Genomic DNA, 15,327 nt, shown 5'->3' on the forward strand with positions numbered 1-15,327 from the left:
GGCGTTTCTGGCAGACTTTGTGCCCATGGGTGACTCGACCGTGACCAGTCTGAACGACCGTGAACTGACGGCCGCTCCCGATTCCCTCACGGCCGCGAACGGCCGGGGATTCCTGCGCCGGCTGCGCGCCCCGCGCCACCCCCGCCTCTGGTTCGAGATCGTTCTGATCGCGGTGAGTTACTGGACGTACTCACTGATCCGTAATGCGGTTCCGGAACAGCGCGGCCAGGCGCTGCGCAATGCCGACTGGGTGTGGGGGATGGAGCACCATCTCGGCATCGCCGTCGAGAAGTCGGTCAACCACGCCGTGAACTCGGTGACTTGGCTGATCGTCGGCATGAACTACTATTACGCGACGCTGCACTTCGTGGTGACTCTGAGTGTGCTGGTGTGGCTCTACCGTAGTCACCCGGGCCGATACGCCGCGACCCGTCTGGTGCTGTTCGCGACGACGGGTGTGGCGCTGGTCGGTTACTACCTGTATCCGCTGGCGCCGCCGCGGCTCATGAACGGCAGCACCTTCATCGACACGGTCATGGTCCATCAGACCTGGGGGTCGATGGCCTCCGGGGACCTGAAGCACATGTCGAACCAGTACGCGGCGATGCCGTCCATGCACATCGGGTGGTCGATGTGGTGCGGGTTGACGATCTTCGCGCTGGCCAGGGTGCCGTGGGTGCGGGTTCTTGGTCTTTTGTATCCGGTGATGACGCTGACGGTGATCGTGGCTACCGCCAATCACTTCTGGCTGGATGCGGTGGGCGGTCTGCTGTGCCTGGCGTTCGGGTTCGCGGTGGCTCGGGTCTGGTACGGAGCGCTGCCGTATGCCTTGCCGGAAGTGCCGGGCCCGCGACTCAATCGTCTGCAGCGCGGCGGTGGCCGCATGTCGGACGCGGCCCCGCGCTCTGAAGGGGGGCGGGGAACCGCGCGAGCAACCACGGCGCACCCGCAGCCGAAAAACCGTCCCTACGCCCCGTAGAACAGCACCTCCACCACGGCCCGAGCCCGCCGCGCCGTGCGGCGATACGCGTCCAGCATGTCCCCCACATGCCCGTCCCCGTACCCCAAGTACCGCCCCACGGCAGCAAGTTCACGCCCGTCCGAAGGGAAGGTGTCCCCCGCACGCCCGCGCACCAGCATCACGGCGTTGCGGACGCGGGTGGCCAGGACCCATGCCTCGTCCAGTATCGACGCGTCCTCCGCGGAGATCAGCTCGGCCGCGGCCGCCGCCGCCAGCGCCTCACGGGTACGGGTGGTGCGCAGGCCCGGCTCGCTCCAGCCGTGCTGCAGCTGCAGCAGCTGTACGGTCCATTCGACGTCGGACAGGCCGCCGGGCCCCAGCTTGGTGTGCAGTTTGGGGTCGGCGCCGCGGGGCAGCCGCTCGGACTCCATGCGGGCCTTCAGGCGGCGGATCTCCCGTATGGCGTCGTCCCCGAGCCCTTCCGCCGGATACCGCAGCGGATCGATCAGCTCGATGAAGGACCGCCCCAGCTCCTCGTCCCCGGCGACCGGCTCGGCCCGCAGCAGCGCCTGCGACTCCCAGACCAGGGACCAGCGGCGGTAGTAGGCCTCGTAGGACTTCAGTGTCCGTACCAGCGGGCCGGACTTGCCCTCGGGCCGCAGGTCCGCGTCGATCAGCAGCGGCGGGTCCGCGCTCGGGATCTGCAGCAGTCGCCGCATCTCCGAGACGACCCGGTTGGCAGCCTGCGAGGCCTCCTGCTCGGGCACGCCCTCGCACGGCTCGTGTACGAAGATCACGTCCGCGTCGGAGCCGTAGCCCAGCTCGTGGCCCCCGAAGCGGCCCATGCCGATCACGGCGAACCGGGTGGGCAGGGTGTCGCCCCAGCTGTCACGCACCACCGCACGCAGGGTCCCGGCGAGCGTCGCCGCCGTCAGGTCGGACACCGCGCCGCCGACCAGGTCCACCAGCGCGCCCTGGTCGGCCTCGGCCGGCTGGGTCTCGGTGCCGTAGGAGCCGACGATGTCGGCGGCGGCCGTACGGAACAGCTCGCGGCGGCGGACGCCACGGGCCGCGGTGACCGCCTGCTGCGCGTTCTCCGCGCGGCCGACGGCGGCGAGGACCTCCGGCTCCAGGTGGGCCCGCTCGCGCGGCTCCAGTCCCCCGCCGTCGCCGTCGCCGAGCAGGGCCACCGCCTCCGGGGCGCGCATCAGCAGGTCGGGAGCGAGGCGCCCGGCGGACAGTACGCGTGCGAGGTTCTCGGCCGCCGCGCCCTCGTCCCGCAGCAGCCGGAGATACCAGGGGGTCTTGCCGAGCGCGTCGGAGACCTTGCGGAAGTTGAGCAGACCCGCGTCCGGATCGGCGGAGTCCGCGAACCAGCCGAGGAGCACGGGCAGCAGGGTCCGCTGGATGGCGGCCTTTCTGGTCACCCCGGAGGCCAGCGCCTCCAGGTGGCGCAGGGCGGCGGCCGGGTCGCCGTACCCGAGCGCGACCAGCCGCTCCCGGGCCGCCTCCGGGCTCAACCTGGCTTCCCCGGGGGCGAGTTGGGCGACCGCGTCGAGCAGTGGGCGGTAGAAGAGCTTCTCGTGCAGCCTGCGTACGACGGCCGCGTGCCGCCGCCATTCACGGTTGAGCTCGGCGACCGGGTCGACGCGCAGGCCGAGCGAGCGCCCGATGCGCCGCTGGTCGGCCTCGTCCTCGGGGACGAGGTGGGTGCGTCGCAGCCGGTACAGCTGGATCCGGTGCTCCATGGATCGCAGGAACCGATAGGCCTCATCGAGCTGCACGGCGTCGGCGCGCCCCACGTACCCGCCCGCCGCCAGCGCCTGCAGCGCGTCCAGGGTGGTGCCGCTGCGCAGCGCCGCGTCCGCCCGGCCGTGCACCAACTGCAGCAGCTGTACGGCGAATTCGACGTCCCTCAGGCCTCCGGGGCCGAGCTTCAGCTCGCGGTCGATCTCGGCGGCGGGGATGTTCTCGACGACCCGGCGGCGCATCTTCTGGACGTCGACGACGAAGTTCTCCCGCTCGGCGGCCTGCCAGACCAGGGGTTCGAGGGCGGCGACGTACTCCTCGCCGAGCTCGATGTCGCCGGCCACCGGGCGGGCCTTGAGCAGGGCCTGGAACTCCCAGGTCTTGGCCCAGCGCTGGTAGTAGGCGAGGTGGCTGGAGAGGGTGCGGACCAGCGGGCCGTTCCGGCCCTCGGGCCGCAGATTGGCGTCGACGGGCCAGATCGACCCTTCCACGGTCGTCTCCGAGCAGATCCGCATCATGTGCGAGGCGAGCTTGGTGGCGGAGCGCAGGGCCTTGCCCTCGTCGGCCCCGTCCACGGCCTCGCCCACGAAGATCACGTCGACGTCGGAGACGTAGTTGAGCTCATGGCCGCCGCACTTGCCCATCGCGATGACCGCGAGCCGGCACAGGGCGGCGTCCTCGGGGGCTGCGGCGCGGGCGATGGCGAGGGCGGCACGCAGGGTGGCGGTGGCGAGGTCGGCGAGTTCGGCGGCGGTCTCGGCGAGGTCGGTGGTGCCGCACACGTCGCGGGCGGCGATGGACAGCAGGCAGCGGCGGTAGGCGACGCGCAGGGAGACGGGGTCGGTGGCCTCCGCGAGGCCCCGCTCGAACTCCTCCACCCCCGGGTGCAGGTCCCGCGGCTCGTAGGTGACCAGCGCCTCCCAGTCGCGCGGGTGCCGGGCCAGATGGTCGGCGAGCGCGGCGGAGGCCCCGAGCACGCCGAGCAGCCGGTCGCGCAGCGGCTTGGCCGCTATCAGCGTGTCGAGCAGCTCGCGGCGCGCGGTGGGGCCCGGCTGGGCCTCCAGGAGCCGTACGAGACCGAGCAGCGCCAGGTCCGGGTCGGCGGTGGCACCCAGCGCGTCGAGCAGCACCGGGTCGTCCCGCACGGGCATGAGCTCCACGCTGTCCAGCAGCCGCTCGGCGGCGGAGGGATCGGTGAACCCGTGCCGCAGCAGCCGCGTGAAGGTACTGCTCCTGCGCCCGGGCACCGTCATCCCCGTCCTCCTGTCGGATCAAGGTCGTACTCGGCCGAGCCTAACCGGAGACACCGACAGAAACTCCGGTCCGTTCTCCCGAAGCCGTGGCCCTGCGACGTCCTCGTGCCGTATGACTGAGCCAGGGCTGACGCACGACCGACGTATGACGAACATGGCTGACGTACGACAAAGGAGTCGTTCCATGGACATGAGCCTCGAAGTGATCCTGCTGCCGGTCTCGGACGTGGACCGGGCCAAGGAGTTCTACCGCGACAAGGTCGGCTTTCACGTGGACCTGGACGGCGAGGTGATGGAGGGGGTGCGGATCGTGCAGCTCACCCCGCCCGGATCGGGGTGTTCGATCGCGCTGATCGACGGCCTGCAGGTGCCCACGGGGACGCCACAGCCGGGGACCTACCACGGGATGCAGCTGTGCGTGACGGACGCGAAGGCGGCCTACGAGGAGCTGACCGCACGCGGACTGGAAGTCACCGAGCCGCAGCAGTTCGCACCGCAGGACGGCGCCACCTTCATGTACTTCAAGGACCCGGACGGAAACGGCTGGGCGATCCAGGAGTACCGGCGCCGGGCCACGGAGCCGCTGCACAAGGTGCTCGCCGACCTGGCCGCCGGGCAGTAGTTCACCCGATCTTCATCCTCCGGGTTGGGCACGGTGGGACGCGGGCATTTTGACGTGAGCATGCTCTATTCGCACCGCCGCCCCCGTCCTTCCCCCACCGGAGGTTGATGTGCCCGGCAGCAGTTCCGCCCGCGCCGTTCGTTCCGTCCCTTCGCCGTTTCGCCGCAGCGGTACGGCCTTGGCGTCCGCGCTCGCCTTCACGGCCGCGGCCGTCGGTCTCTGGACCGGCCTCGGCGGCTCCTCGTCCGCCGCGTCGGGCGTGCCGTCCCCGGACCACGTGGTCGTCGTGGTCATGGAGAACCACGCGTACAGCCAGGTGATCGGCTCGTCGAGCGCCCCGTACATCAACTCGCTCAGGTCCGGCGGCGCGAGCCTCACCCAGTCCTACGCCGAGACCCACCCGAGCCAGCCCAACTACTACGCGCTGTTCTCGGGCTCCACCCAGGGCGTCACCGACGACAGCTGTGTCACCCCGGGCTTCTCCTCGGCCGGCAACCTCGCCTCCGAGCTGATCGACGCCGGCCGGACCTGGGCCAGCTACAACGAGTCGCTGCCCAGCGAGGGCGACACCACCTGCAGCGACGGCGACTACGCCCAGAAGCACAACCCGTGGTTCGGCTTCAGCAACGTACCGACGTCGTCCGCGAAGACCTTCGACGACTTCCCGAGCGACTACTCGACCCTCCCCGCCGTCTCCTTCGTCACCCCGAACCTGTGCAGCGACATGCACGACTGCTCGGTGTCGACCGGTGACACCTGGATCAAGGACAACCTCGGCGCCTACGCCACCTGGGCGTCCACCCACAACAGCCTCCTCGTGATCACCTTCGACGAGGACAACCGACTGTCCGGCAACCGCATCCCGACGGTCCTGTACGGCCAGCCGGTCACGGCGGGCTCCACCAGCTCCACCAAGTACAACCACTACGACCTGCTCCGCACCCTGGAGGACTCGCAGGGCCTGACGAGCCACGCGGGCAACGCGGCCTCCGCGTCGGACATCACGGGGATCTGGGCCTCCTGAGACGCAGGCCGCTGATCGACGGATGGGGCCGACGGTCCGTGACCGTCGGCCCCACTCGCCGAATCAGCGGGAGACCCGCTCCGATCTGCGCCTACAGCACCGGCAGGTTCTTCCGCAGCTCGAACGCGGTGACCTCCGAGCGGTACTCCTCCCACTCCTGCCGCTTGTTGCGCAGGAAGAAGTCGAAGACGTGCTCGCCCAGGGTCTCGGCGACCAGGTCGCTGCGCTCCATGAGGGTCAGGGCCTCGCCCAGGTTCTGGGGCAGCGGTTCGATGCCCATCGCGCGGCGCTCGGCGTCCGAGAGGGCCCAGACGTCGTCCTCGGCGCCCGGCGGGAGCTCGTAGCCCTCCTCGATGCCCTTCAGGCCGGCCGCCAGGAGGACCGCGTACGCCAGGTACGGGTTGGCACCGGAGTCGAGGGAGCGGACCTCCACGCGCGCGGAGCCCGTCTTGCCGGGCTTGTACATCGGGACGCGGACCAGGGCCGAGCGGTTGTTGTGACCCCAGCAGATGTAGGAGGGGGCCTCGCCGCCTGCGCCGGCGGTGCGCTCCGAGCCGCCCCAGATGCGCTTGTACGAGTTCACCCACTGGTTGGTGACCGCGGAGATCTCCGCCGCGTGCTTGAGCAGGCCCGCGATGAAGGAACGGCCGACCTTGGAGAGCTGGTACTCCGAACCCGACTCGTAGAACGCGTTGCGGTCGCCCTCGAACAGGGACAGGTGCGTGTGCATGCCGGAGCCCGGGTGCTCCGAGAACGGCTTGGGCATGAAGGTCGCCTGGACGCCCTGCTCCAGCGCCACCTGCTTCATGACCAGGCGGAACGTCATGATGTTGTCCGCCGTGGAGAGCGCGTCGGCGTAGCGGAGGTCGATCTCCTGCTGGCCGGGGGCGCCCTCGTGGTGGGAGAACTCGACCGAGATGCCCATCGACTCCAGCATGGTGATCGCCTGGCGGCGGAAGTCCATGCCGATGTTCTGCGGGGTGTGGTCGAAGTAGCCGGAGTTGTCGGCGGGCGTCGGGCGCGTGCCGTCCAGCGGGCGGTCCTTCAGCAGGAAGAACTCGATCTCCGGGTGGGTGTAGAAGGTGAAGCCCAGGTCGGAGCCGCGCGTGAGGGCGCGCTTGAGGACGTAGCGCGGGTCGGCGAAGGACGGGGAGCCGTCCGGCATGAGGATGTCGCAGAACATACGGGCGGTGCCGGGGGCCTCGGCGCGCCAGGGCAGGATCTGGAAGGTCGACGGGTCCGGCTTGGCGATCATGTCGGACTCGTAGACCCGGGCGAAGCCCTCGATGGCCGACCCGTCGAAGCCGATGCCCTCGTCGAAGGCCTGTTCCAGCTCGGCCGGGGCCACGGCGACGGACTTGAGGAAGCCCAGCACGTCCGTGAACCACAGCCGTACGAACCGGATGTCGCGCTCCTCCAGTGTCCGGAGCACGAACTCCTGCTGCTTGTCCATCTTCCGCTTCCCCATCCTTGCTGGTCAGGCCGCCTGTCTCCCTGTCCCGCAGGAGGCGGTCGGGCACCTGAGCATCACACCACAACAGCATTTCGTGCGCGTTGCCGACCATGATCGGCCGGCTGGCCGCGGACTGAACGCCTCACCAACGGCGGGTGTACTGCTCACCGCCCATCTTGCCTGCTCGGACCGACATCCGTAATGGGAGGCCCGGCAGAAGGTAACGAGCGCCTCTGCAGGACCCGGCTTTCCCTTGCCCCGTCTGCAAAACATCACCGGTCTCCCACTACGATCAGGCGACCCGACCGACATTTTTTTGCACTCCCCACCCGATTCCCCCAGAAGGACACTGCGATGGCCACCGCCAAGAAGAGCAGCAGCGCGGCACGCAAGGCGCGAATAGAGGAGATGCGGCGTGCCGAGCAGGCCCGCGAGCGGCGCAACCGGATCCTGACGATCGGCGCGAGCGTGCTGGTCGTCGCCGCTCTGGTGGTCGGCGGTGTCCTCATCGTGAAGTCGCAGGACGGCAAGAAGAACGACACGGCGAGCGATACGACGTCCTCGGGCGACGGCAAGGGGCACTTCGTCACCGGCGCGGACGGGGTGCGGACCTGGACGGGCAAGCTGGCCCGCACCCATGTCGCCGGGACCGTCAACTACCCGATGCACCCGCCGGTCGGCGGCAACCACAACCAGGTGTGGCTCAACTGCAACGGCGACGTCTACACCAAGCCCGTGCACGACGAGAACGCGGTGCACGCCCTGGAGCACGGCGCGGTCTGGGTGACGTACACCGACAAGGCGACGAAGTCCGACGTGGACAAGCTGGCGGCGAAGGTGAAGCAGACGCCGTACTCGCTGATGAGCCCGTACACGAACCAGAGCTCCCCGATCGAGCTGTCGGCGTGGGGGCACCAGCTGAGCGTGACCAGCGCCGACGACCCGAAGGTCGCCAAGTTCTTCGAGACGTATGTGCAGGGCAAGCAGACCCCCGAGCCGGGTGCCTCCTGCACCGGCGGGACGATGTGAGATGAAGAAGCACATCGGCTGGATCGCGGGGGCGGCGGCGGCCGCGCTGGTCGCCGCGGGCGCGATCACCTACGCGGTCGCCGAGGACGGCGGGCCGGACACGGCCGCGAGCACGCCCACCGCCGACTCCGCGGACGCGGGGTTCGCGCGGGACATGGCGGTGCATCACCAGCAGGCCGTCGAGATGTCGTACATCGTGCGCGACCGTACGCAGAACGCGGAGGTGCGGCGGCTCGCCTACGACATCGCGCAGACCCAGGCCAACCAGCGCGGCATGCTGCTGGGCTGGCTGGATCTGTGGGGGCTGCCGAAGGTGTCGGCGAAGCCGCCGATGTCGTGGATGGGCATGGGCGACATGCCCGAGCGCGGCGACGGCTCGCTGATGCCCGGCATGGCGACGGACACGGAGATGAAGAAGCTCGGCCAGCTCAACGGCAAGCAGGCCGAGGTCTTCTATCTGCAGCTCATGACGGACCATCACAAGGGCGGTATCCACATGGCCGAGGGCTGTGTCGCCAAGTGCAGGGTCGGGGTGGAGAAGAGTCTCGCGCAGGGCATGGTCGACGCTCAGCAGTCGGAGATCGAGCTGATGGCGGGCATGCTCAAGGAGCGTGGGGCGAAAGCGCGTTCATAACCCTCCAGCGGGAACGAAAGCCTCAAATCGCCCCGGATGACGGTTCCTTGGGGTTCTCTTGGCTTACGCATTCCCCTGGCATGAACGGTTCATCGAAAGAGTGGCCCCCATCGCTTGATCCACTGCCCGCGCCTCCGCCGCGGAGCGGGTTGTCTACGCGGATCACGACGACGACCGACCACACATGCGAAGAACCGCATCGCAGGGGGTTCTATGAGATCCAACCGCGCCAGTCTGCGCACCGTGAGCATGGCAGCAACTCTGCCCATGATCGCCGGTGCGCTGGCGCTCGGCATACCCGCGGCGCACGCCGCGGACAATCCCGGCCGGGACGCACTCGCGGGCACCAAGCCCGCGTGGGCGACGGCCAAGGCGGACAAGGGCGCCACCTCGGACAGCGCCCAGGTCTCCGCCCGGGTGTATTTCGCAGGCAAGGACGCCGCCGGCCTCGCGCGCTACGCGAAGGCCGTGTCCGACCCGAGCTCGGCCTCGTACGGCAAGTACCTGAGCGCCAAGCAGGCGCAGGCCCACTTCGGCGCGACCAAGGCCCAGGTGGCCGCGGTCAAGTCGTGGCTGAAGTCCGCGGGCCTGAAGGTCACGGGCGTCACGCAGCACTACGTCTCCGTCACCGGTGACGTGGCCGCCGCCGAGAAGGCGTTCGGCACCTCGCTGCACGACTACACCAAGGGTTCGAAGACCTACCGGGCGCCGGCCAAGGCCGCCACCGTCCCGGACAGTCTCAAGGGCGCCGTCCTGACCGTCACCGGCCTGGACAACGCGCCGCACAAGGCGACCCACGACGACCAGCTGCCGCAGCCGGAGACCGTGTTCCGCAACTCCGGGCCGTTCTCCTCGTACTTCGGCTCGAACATCGCGAGCACGCTGCCGGACGCGTACGGCTCGAAGATCCCGTACGCGATCCAGGGCTACACCGGCAAGCAGCTGCGCGCCGCCTACGGTGCGGGCAGCTACACGGGCAAGGGCGTCAAGGTCGCCATCACGGACGCGTACGCCTCGCCGTACATCGCCTTCGACGCGCAGACGTACGCGGGCAAGCACGGTGACGCCAAGTGGACGACCGGGCAGCTGCACCAGGTCCTGCCGAAGAAGTACACGAACACCAAGGACTGCAAGGCGGCCGGCTGGTACGGCGAGGAGACCCTGGACGTCGAGGCCGTGCACGCGGTCGCGCCGGCCGCGGACGTCACCTACGTCGGCTCGGCCTCCTGCCTGGACAACGACCTGCTGGACTCGCTGAGCAAGGTGGTCGACAACCACCTCGCCGACATCGTCTCCAACTCGTGGGGCGACATCGAGGCCAACCAGACGCCGGACCTCGCGGCCGCCTACGACCAGGTGTTCCAGTTCGGCGCGGTCGAGGGCATCGGCTTCTACTTCTCCTCCGGTGACAACGGCGACGAGGTCGCCAACACCGGTACGAAGCAGGTCGACACCCCCGCCAACTCGGCCTGGGTGACGGCGGTCGGCGGTACCTCGCTGGCGGTCGGCAAGAGCAACAACTACCAGTGGGAAACCGGCTGGGGCACCAAGAAGGCCCTGCTGTCCGCGGACGGCAAGAGCTGGACCAACTTCCCCGGCGCGTTCACCTCGGGTGCGGGCGGCGGCACCAGCAAGACGGTCGCCGAGCCGTACTACCAGAAGGGCATCGTCCCCGACGCGCTCGCCACGGCCAACAGCGCCGACGGCAACCGTGTCGTCCCGGACATCGCGGCGATCGCCGACCCGAACACCGGCTTCCTGGTCGGCCAGACCCAGACCCTGCCGGACGGGAAGACCCAGGCGTACGACGAGTACCGCATCGGCGGCACCTCGCTCGCCGCTCCGGTCATCGCGGCCGTCCAGGCGCTGGCCCAGGAGGCACGGGGCAAGGTCATCGGCTTCGCCAACCCGGAGATCTACGCCCGGTACGGCAAGGGCGTGTTCCACGACGTGACCGACAACCCGACGGGCTCCGACCTGGCTGAGGCCCGCGTGGACTTCGCCAACGGCTACGACGCCACCGGCGGTCTCGTCACCTCGGTCCGCAGCCTCGGCAAGGACAGCTCGCTGTCCGCGGTCAAGGGCTACGACGACGTCACCGGCGTGGGCTCGCCCGCGAACGGCTACGTGGAGTCGTACAAGGGCCACTGAGGCAGCGCACCGCCGGTAACGGCACCTGAGGGGCGCGGGATGTTGTTCATCCCGCGCCCCTTCGGCGTGCGTGGGGCGACGCACACCCCTCGCCCAGCGATCGCGTCGCTCTGACGATTACACTGGGCCCGTGCCTGAATTGAACTTCTGGTCGATCTATCAGCACGGCTTCGCCCGCGTCGCGGCGTGTACGGGCCACACCGTCATCGCCGAGCCGCATGCCAACGCCGAAGCGGTTCTGCGTCACGCGCGCCGGTGCGCCGAGGAGGGGGTGGCCGTCGCCGTCTTCCCCGAGATGGTGCTGTGCGGCTACTCCATCGAGGACCTGCTGCTGCAGGACGCACTGCTCGACCAGGTCGAGCAGGCCCTCGGGGAGGTGGTGGCCGGCTCGGCGGGCCTGCTGCCGGTCCTGGTCCTCGGGGCCCCGCTGCGCCACCGCAACCGGGTCTACAACTGCGCGGTGATCGTGCACCGCGGCCGGGTGCTGGGTGTGGTACCGAAGTCGTATCCGCCGAACTACCGGGAGTTCTACGAGCGCCGGCAGATCGGCGACGGCGCGGACGAGCGGGGTGGCTCGATCCGCGTCGGCGGCTCGGACGTACCGTTCGGCGTGGACCTGCTGTTCGCCGCCGAAGACGTCCCCGGTCTGGTGCTGCACGCGGAGATCTGCGAGGACATGTGGGTGCCGGTGCCGCCGAGCGCGGAGGCGGCGCTGGCAGGCGCGACTCTTTTGGTGAATCTGTCGGGCAGCCCGATCACGGTCGGGCGGGCCGAGGACCGCAAGCTGCTGTGCCGCTCGGCGTCCTCCCGCTGCCTCGCCGCGTACGTCTACGCGGCCGCCGGGCTCGGCGAGTCGACCACCGACCTGTCCTGGGACGGCCAGGCCATGGTCTACGAGAACGGCGCGTTGCTGGCCGAGACCGAACGCTTCCCGCTGGGCGACGAGTACGCGATCGCCGACGTCGACCTCGACCTGCTGCGGCAGGAGCGGCAGCGGATGGGCACGTTCGACGACAACCGCCGTACGCACCGGGCGCGGACCGCCGACTTCCGGACGGTCGCCTTCGAGCTCGATCCGCCGCTGACCGATCTCGGGCTGCGCCGCCGCCTGGAGCGCTTCCCGTTCGTGCCGGCCGACGCCGAGCGGCTCGCGCAGGACTGCTACGAGGCGTACAACATCCAGGTGGCGGGGCTCCAGCAGCGCCTCGCCTCGATCGGTGGCCCGAAGGTGGTCATCGGGGTGTCCGGCGGCCTGGACTCCACGCATGCACTGATCGTCGCCGCGCGGGCCATGGACCGTGCGGGGCGGCCGCGCAGCGACATCCTCGCGTGGACGCTGCCCGGCTTCGCCACCAGCGACCACACCAAGGACAACGCGCACGCGTTGATGCGGTCTCTGGGTGTCACTGCGGCGGAGTTGGACATCACTCCGACGGCGCGGCTGATGCTGCAGGAGATGGGGCATCCGTTCGCCTCGGGTGAGCCGGTGTACGACGTCACCTTCGAGAACGTGCAGGCGGGCCTGCGCACGGACTATCTCTTCCGGCTGGCCAACCAGCGGGGCGGGATCGTGCTCGGCACCGGTGACCTGTCGGAGCTGGCGCTCGGCTGGTCCACGTACGGCGTGGGCGACCAGATGAGCCACTACAACGTCAACGGTGGAGTGCCGAAAACCCTGATCCAGCACCTCATCCGCTGGGTCATCAGCAGCCGGCAGTTCGACGAGGAGACGGGGAAGATCCTCGCCGCGATCCTCGACACCGAGATCAGCCCGGAGCTGGTGCCGGGTGAGGAGATGCAGTCGACGGAGTCGAAGATCGGGCCGTACGCGCTGCACGACTTCACACTCTTCCATGTGCTGCGGTACGGCTTCCGGCCGTCGAAGATCGCCTTCCTGGCGTGGCACGCCTGGCACGACTCGGACGCGGGCGGCTGGCCACCGGGCTTCCCCGACGCCAAGCGGGTGGCGTACGACCTGCCGGAGATCCGGCGCTGGCTGGAGGTCTTCTGTCGGCGGTTCTTCGCGTTCGCGCAGTTCAAGCGCTCGGCGATGCCCAATGGGCCGAAGGTTTCGGCGGGGGGTTCGCTGTCGCCGCGGGGTGACTGGCGGGCGCCGTCGGACAGTTCGGCGACGGTTTGGCTGCGGGATCTTTCGCGGTTCGACTAGTCCGGTGCGGGTGGTATCCCGGTGCGGGTGGTATCCCGGTGCGGGTGGGTGGGGGTACGCGGCCCTGGGGGCTGCGCCCCCAGACCCCCATCGGCCCGAGGGGCCTCGTCCTCAAACGCCGGACGGGCTGTGTGTTGCCGACCGGGCCCAGTTCACCCCTTGAGTGAGGCGACGAAGGGCGCCCAGGCTGCGGCGGTGAGGATGAGGGCGGGGCCTTGGGGGGCCTTGGAGTCCCGGACGGGGACGAGGCCGGGGATGTTGTCGGCGACTTCGACGCAGTTGCCGCCGTCGCCGTTGCTGTAGCTCGACTTGCGCCAGAGGGCGGCGCCGGGGAAGTCGCTTGCCACTTCGACGCAATCCCCGCCGTCACCGTTGCTGTAGCTGCTCTTGAACCAGAGAGCGTCACTCAAGTCGATCCGGTTGCTTGCCATTTCGGTAATCCTCTGCCGCTGCCTTGATCATGGCGAGGGACGTGTCTGGTGACAGCGCGACGGCCCTGAGCCGATCGTATGCCTTGCGGTATTGCTTCACGAGGGCCGGATCGTCGATGGTGTCACCGCTGTACGACGCCTCGGTGTAGATCAGCGGCGGCGCGTCCGGGAAGGTCATGACCTTGATGGAGGCGGCCATCAAGGGATACGCCCCGCACGTCCGCGGAACGATCTGCGGAGTGATCCGGCGCCGCTCGGCCAACCCCACGATCCGGTCGAGCTGTTCGGCCATCTCCAGCGGCGGAAGGATCGGGTCCGCGATCAGCGACTCGTGCAGGACCGCCCAGTACTCCGGGGTGGAGTGGTCCTCCTCGAAGAGGCGGGCGCGGGCGAGTCGGGCCGTCACCTTCTCCTCGACCCAGTCATCGGAGGCTGCCGGGTGGGCCGACCGGACCAGCGTCCGGGCGTACGGCGCGGTCTGGAGCAGCCCGGGGAAGGTGATGGGGCACCACTCCTCGATGAACTCCGCGTACTTCTCCGCCTCCAGGACCTTCTCGAAGTACGCGGCATGCGGCCCTCTCCGCGCCTTCCGCACATCCTCGCAATGCCGCTCGAAAAACCCGTCAGTTCCCAGCACCCGATCCGCATGCCGGGCCAGATCGATCGGCATCCTCCGCTCCCCGCGCTCAATGTCGCTGAGGAACGTCTTGCCGTAGAAGCTGCCCTCCAGCAGCGCCTCCAACGACAGCCCCGCCGCCTCCCTCTTCCACCTCAATTCCTTCCCGTAGAACGTCGGGACGCTCATCGAGCCGTCAATGTCCTTGCGCCGTGCCATCGTTCACCTTCCGCCGTCCCGCTCGCGAACGCGAAACCCCTTTCACGGTAGCGATCCCAACGACAACCTGTGAGGAGTTCGTCACACAACGCACAGGAAGAGGAAGGCCCCCCATGCCCGACCACTCCCCCACGGCCTCGGCCTACGACGTGACCCTCTGCGTGGAGGAACTCCGCGCCGCACTCGCCCTGCACGGCATCACGTTGCCCTCCCTGCGCGTTGACCTCCCGAGCTTCGCCGGTACGCACACACCGCCCGCCGGCCTCATCGCACTCGGGAACTGCAACACCGCAACGGCCCAGGCGCTGGCCACCGCTCTCCGGAAGACGGCAGCCGAGCAGTGACGTTCGAACTCAGCCTGCTCGCCACCCCGAAGGCCGTACCGGAGTTGCGCCACCACCTCCGTACCCACGACTTCGAAGTCCGCCTGTGCGCAACGGAGTTGCTGACGAACGTGATCGACCACCTCGGCGAGGGCACCCCGGTGACGACCCGCGTCACCGGCACACCCGGCGGCCACACCCGCATCGAGGTCACCGACCCCGACCCGCGCGCCCTGCCCGTCCTCCTGTCCGCCACCGGCACGGCCGAGTCGGGCCGCGGCCTGGCCCTGGTCGACATACTCGCCCGGTGTTGGGGCGTTGACCAGGGAAGGGACCGCAAGACGATCTGGTGCGAGCTGGCCGCACCGGGGCGGAAGCCGGTCAGCCGTCCGCACACAGAAACCACAAAGAATCACCTGTACGAACACTTCTGTGTATGTCTACAGTGATGCCGCGCATCGGCGGAGCCTGACCACTCCGTAGGCGCACATCAGTCAGCGACCGGGGGAACGCCGTCGCTCACGGGGAGGGGTCGCGTCGCCATGCCGTCATACGCCTTTCCCTTCTGCACCCCTGGCTGAATGCAGAACGGAATGCTTCCTTGAGTCATCGCCATCTTCGAACATGCCTGGTCGGAGGCTCTGGCGTGCGGTTGGGTGGGGATACTCGGGCTGGTCGCGGGCGCAAGTCTGCGG

The 15,327-nt window shown here is 69.3% G+C and carries 13 protein-coding genes; 9 read left to right on the forward strand and 4 right to left on the reverse strand.

Going from position 1 to position 15,327, the window contains the following annotated elements; all coding sequences use genetic code 11:
* The first annotated feature begins 25 nt into the window (after positions 1-25).
* Positions 26-979, forward strand: a complete 954-nt coding sequence (locus AB0N07_RS34765; protein ID WP_365842048.1) for a phosphatase PAP2 family protein — start codon at positions 26-28, stop codon at positions 977-979.
* On the opposite strand, the gene AB0N07_RS34770 is transcribed toward AB0N07_RS34765, so the two are convergent.
* Positions 967-3,963, reverse strand: coding sequence for a bifunctional [glutamine synthetase] adenylyltransferase/[glutamine synthetase]-adenylyl-L-tyrosine phosphorylase (locus AB0N07_RS34770; RefSeq protein ID WP_365842050.1), 2,997 nt, complete (start codon positions 3,961-3,963; stop codon positions 967-969). The genes AB0N07_RS34765 and AB0N07_RS34770 overlap by 13 nt on opposite strands.
* A 184-nt stretch (positions 3,964-4,147) precedes the next feature.
* On the opposite strand from AB0N07_RS34770, the gene AB0N07_RS34775 reads away from it, so the two are divergent.
* The gene (locus AB0N07_RS34775; protein ID WP_365842052.1) at positions 4,148-4,585 is read left to right on the forward strand and encodes a VOC family protein; all 438 of its coding nucleotides are present in this window, start codon (positions 4,148-4,150) and stop codon (positions 4,583-4,585) included.
* A gap of 178 nt (positions 4,586-4,763) precedes the next feature.
* Entirely contained in the window at positions 4,764-5,609 is an 846-nt protein-coding gene (locus AB0N07_RS34780; RefSeq protein WP_365842054.1) for an alkaline phosphatase family protein, read from the forward strand.
* Positions 5,610-5,700: 91 nt separating this feature from the next.
* Here AB0N07_RS34780 and AB0N07_RS34785 read toward each other — a convergent pair whose 3' ends face one another.
* Positions 5,701-7,062, reverse strand: coding sequence for a glutamine synthetase family protein (locus AB0N07_RS34785; RefSeq protein ID WP_099934097.1), 1,362 nt, complete (start codon positions 7,060-7,062; stop codon positions 5,701-5,703).
* A gap of 354 nt (positions 7,063-7,416) precedes the next feature.
* On the opposite strand from AB0N07_RS34785, the gene AB0N07_RS34790 reads away from it, so the two are divergent.
* The 4 genes from AB0N07_RS34790 to AB0N07_RS34805 all read left to right on the forward strand — a co-directional run bounded on the left by AB0N07_RS34790 (position 7,417) and on the right by AB0N07_RS34805 (position 13,043).
* Complete coding sequence (locus AB0N07_RS34790; protein WP_365842057.1) at positions 7,417-8,091, forward strand: DUF3105 domain-containing protein; 675 nt, start codon at positions 7,417-7,419, stop codon at positions 8,089-8,091.
* Position 8,092: 1 nt separating this feature from the next.
* Positions 8,093-8,725 carry a DUF305 domain-containing protein gene (locus tag AB0N07_RS34795; RefSeq protein WP_365842059.1) on the forward strand — a complete coding sequence of 211 codons (633 nt, stop codon included), beginning with the start codon at positions 8,093-8,095 and terminating at the stop codon, positions 8,723-8,725.
* 213 nt (positions 8,726-8,938) lie between these two features.
* Positions 8,939-10,876: a S53 family peptidase gene (locus AB0N07_RS34800; RefSeq protein WP_365842061.1), complete on the forward strand. Its 1,938-nt coding sequence runs from the start codon at positions 8,939-8,941 to the stop codon at positions 10,874-10,876.
* A gap of 130 nt (positions 10,877-11,006) precedes the next feature.
* Positions 11,007-13,043: an NAD(+) synthase gene (locus AB0N07_RS34805; protein ID WP_365842063.1), complete on the forward strand. Its 2,037-nt coding sequence runs from the start codon at positions 11,007-11,009 to the stop codon at positions 13,041-13,043.
* Positions 13,044-13,195: 152 nt separating this feature from the next.
* Here AB0N07_RS34805 and AB0N07_RS34810 read toward each other — a convergent pair whose 3' ends face one another.
* Together AB0N07_RS34810 and AB0N07_RS34815 are read right to left on the reverse strand one after the other, a co-directional pair.
* Positions 13,196-13,474, reverse strand: coding sequence for a DUF397 domain-containing protein (locus tag AB0N07_RS34810; RefSeq protein ID WP_365842065.1), 279 nt, complete (start codon positions 13,472-13,474; stop codon positions 13,196-13,198).
* Positions 13,446-14,309, reverse strand: coding sequence for a helix-turn-helix transcriptional regulator (locus AB0N07_RS34815; protein ID WP_365842067.1), 864 nt, complete (start codon positions 14,307-14,309; stop codon positions 13,446-13,448). Before AB0N07_RS34815 ends, AB0N07_RS34810 begins: the two co-directional genes overlap by 29 nt.
* Positions 14,310-14,422: 113 nt before the next feature.
* Between AB0N07_RS34815 and AB0N07_RS34820 the strand changes: the two genes are divergently transcribed.
* Both AB0N07_RS34820 and AB0N07_RS34825 read left to right on the forward strand, forming a co-directional pair.
* Positions 14,423-14,653 carry a hypothetical protein gene (locus tag AB0N07_RS34820; RefSeq protein WP_365842069.1) on the forward strand — a complete coding sequence of 77 codons (231 nt, stop codon included), beginning with the start codon at positions 14,423-14,425 and terminating at the stop codon, positions 14,651-14,653.
* Positions 14,650-15,081 carry an ATP-binding protein gene (locus AB0N07_RS34825; RefSeq protein WP_365842071.1) on the forward strand — a complete coding sequence of 144 codons (432 nt, stop codon included), beginning with the start codon at positions 14,650-14,652 and terminating at the stop codon, positions 15,079-15,081. The genes AB0N07_RS34820 and AB0N07_RS34825 overlap by 4 nt, the downstream gene beginning before the upstream one ends.
* Positions 15,082-15,327 lie beyond the last annotated feature (246 nt).

The sequence above is a fragment of the Streptomyces sp. NPDC051172 genome, from assembly GCF_040682555.1.
Classification (GTDB): Bacteria; Actinomycetota; Actinomycetes; order Streptomycetales; family Streptomycetaceae; genus Streptomyces.